General features: G+C 70.0%; 3 protein-coding genes. 1 reads left to right on the forward strand and 2 read right to left on the reverse strand.

Annotation, left to right across the window (positions count from 1 at the left end; translation table 11 throughout):
• Positions 1–556, forward strand: a 556-nt coding sequence (locus tag ACWEBX_RS39040; protein ID WP_451889450.1) for a fumarylacetoacetate hydrolase family protein, incomplete at its 5' end; no start/stop codon positions are given.
• A 688-nt stretch (positions 557–1,244) separates the two neighbouring features.
• Here ACWEBX_RS39040 and ACWEBX_RS39045 read toward each other — a convergent pair.
• Both ACWEBX_RS39045 and ACWEBX_RS39050 read right to left on the reverse strand, forming a co-directional pair.
• On the reverse strand, positions 1,245–1,889 hold the full coding sequence (locus ACWEBX_RS39045) for a hypothetical protein (protein WP_451889451.1): 645 nt from the start codon (positions 1,887–1,889) through the stop codon (positions 1,245–1,247).
• A 408-nt stretch (positions 1,890–2,297) separates the two neighbouring features.
• On the reverse strand, positions 2,298–2,633 hold a 336-nt coding region (locus tag ACWEBX_RS39050; RefSeq protein ID WP_451889452.1), incomplete at its 5' end, for a hypothetical protein.

Here is a 2,633-nt window from a genome sequence, read left to right on the forward strand (position 1 = left end):
CTTGCCGTGGCAGTCGGGGCGTGCGGACGTTCGGGCCGAGGTCGAACTGCCCGACGGCAACGTCGACTGGGAACTCGAGATGGTGGCCGTGATCGGCCGGGCCTGTCACCGCGTCCCGGCCGATAAAGCCTGGGAGGTCGTCGCCGGCCTGACCGTGGGCCAGGACCTGTCCGAGCGAAAGCTGCAACTGAGTGGCAAACCGGCCCAGTTCTCCTTGGGCAAGTCCTATCCGGGCTTCGGCCCGACCGGACCCGCCCTGGTCACGCCGGACGAACTCGCCGACCGCGACGACGTGGCCATCGAGTGCCTGCTCAACGGCGAAGTAGTCCAGGCCGCCCGGACCAGCGAAATGATCTTCTCGGTTCCCCGGCTGATCGAGTTCATCAGCGCGGTCTGCCCGCTCCACCCGGGCGACCTCGTCTTCACGGGAACGCCGTCGGGCGTCGGCAACCGGCGGGTGCCCCAGCGCTTCCTCGGCCCGGACGACGTCCTGGTCAGCCGCATCGAAGGCCTCGGCGAACTGCGCCAGACGTTCCGGTCGCGTCAGCAACCATGAGACGCGATTCATCAGGGCCGGCGTCGCCAACCCGGACGGCAACCGCCCTGCCCCTGTGAGGGGCCGGGGCCCCGAGCGCGCAGCGGCCATTCCCTACTGCGACGCGTCGCACGTCTCGCAGCGGCTCACCGCCTGCCGCTCCGTGTTTCCCTCGGTTGCGCGGAGCGGGTTGGCGGGTGTGAGACGACGCCAGGCCCCGGGTGAAGGGGCGGGGACCCAGCCGTAGCGGGGTGCCCGGATGTCGGCCGGGACGATGTGCGTGCAGCCGGGAAGGTGGGCTTTACCACTGGCGTGGATGATGATCGAGGCCGGCGGCCAACCCTCCCACTCGCTGCCGGGTGCGCCGGTGCGCGGTGCGCGCGGAGCGCAGTCCGCGCAGTTGTGCATCTCATGACGTTCGCAGTACCGCATCGTCCTCACCTGGTCAGGTCCGGCGGCACAGCGTAGGGGTCCACGGCCTGCGGCCGAGGGCGCTTCACTCCTGCCGGAGCGTGTCGCTCCGGTGGGTTCGTGCGGGTGATGCGAGTTCGCGCTGGTGCTCGGTACGGGCGAGCCGGCCCAGTACGAGGACACGAAGTCATGGCCGGTCGGCGCGATTCCGCCGTCCGCCGGTCTCAGGTCCTCCCAGACGGCACCTCGGTGCGGCCCCGACCTGTTCTGGCAGTTCTCCAACCGGCTAACACGTGGGTCAATGGTGTGCGATCGGCACACCGTCGTCGCCCATGTGCGCCCGTTGCCAGATCTCTTTCCAGATGTACGGGATCTCCGGCACGAGTCGGTGCCGCGAACCGCACGGACAGGGCGCCGGTGCCCACGCGCACCCACGGCACAGCTCGACCCAACCGTGCCCGGTCGAGTGCAGCTTCGGCGATCCTTCGTCCCCACAGGCAGGGCAGCCGGGGAGATCGGAGCCGTCCAGAATCGCGTTCTGCCGCCGGACGTACTCGGGCAGTCGCAGCGACGGGTGGCAGATCGGGTTTTCGTACCAGGCACGGTCCGGTCCCTCCCACCCGATCCGCAGCCACCACGGTCGCGGGTTCGCCACGGCCCGTCGCCCGGCCCGCTTCTCCGCCTGACGCTGCGTCTCATACTCTTCCGCCCGCGCGAGCCACAGCACCCGCGCCGCATGCAGCTCCTCCACCGCCCGCACGGGCGCGTCCGGGTCCGCCTCCAGGTGCCGGGGGATCCGGGCGCTGAGTGTGAGGTGGTGGTAAGTCGCCCGGAAGCCGTAGGGCGCGAAGAGGGTGATGCAGGTCCGCAGCGCGCTGTGCCGACGGTGAAGGGAGAGCCGAGTGTCGTGCACGCGCGCTCGGTGGGTCAGGAAGCTGGTCATCGCGTGGCCCCCAGGTCGAGTGTCCGGGCCAGGGCGGCGGTGACGGCGGCGGCGATCTCCAGAACGGGTTGCATCACGATCACAGAGGGATGATGCCGGACCCGCTGACACACCGCCACGGGCTTTGGCTCAGGCGACGACGTGAACGGTCCCGGCCGTGTGCCGCGTGGCACGCCGATGGGACGAGCCTGCCGGAAGAGGTCGCACAAGTAGGTACCAGATAGCTACCGCCGACTGGCGCAGGCGGCACGCCGGTGAGCACAGCAGCCCCAAAGCCGCGGCGCACCGCCTGCAGACCCCCGCAAGGACAGGCCGCGATCGAGGGGACACAGGCAGATCGGGGCCAAGTACGAGGAGCGCAGGCCGGGTTCCTGTCCCCGCACGGCGGGCCCGCTGCGGCACCGGCCTTCACGTCCGGGACGCTGCGGGTGCCGGGCTCTCGGCCCGTAGCCGGCGCCAGACCGTTCGGGGGCAACGGCCCTTGGGACGGCCGTCGGTGAAATCCTGGTAGGGAACCCTGAGCGGCTGAAGACCGATCTCGACCCAATGGTCCTTGCCCGAAGTGAGGTCCCAGCCATCGCTCGGCATGCGGATGTGGTCGCCGCGATGGTCCTTGTTCTGACTGGTGATCTTGAGAACCTCCGCATAATGGCGCCGGTTCCCCATGACCACGCCGTAGCGTTCCTTGCCACCCACCGTGTCCCGGAACGGAACCGCCGCATGCCAGATCTCGCCCGGACCCGG

The organism is Streptomyces sp. NPDC005070 (genome assembly GCF_053600395.1).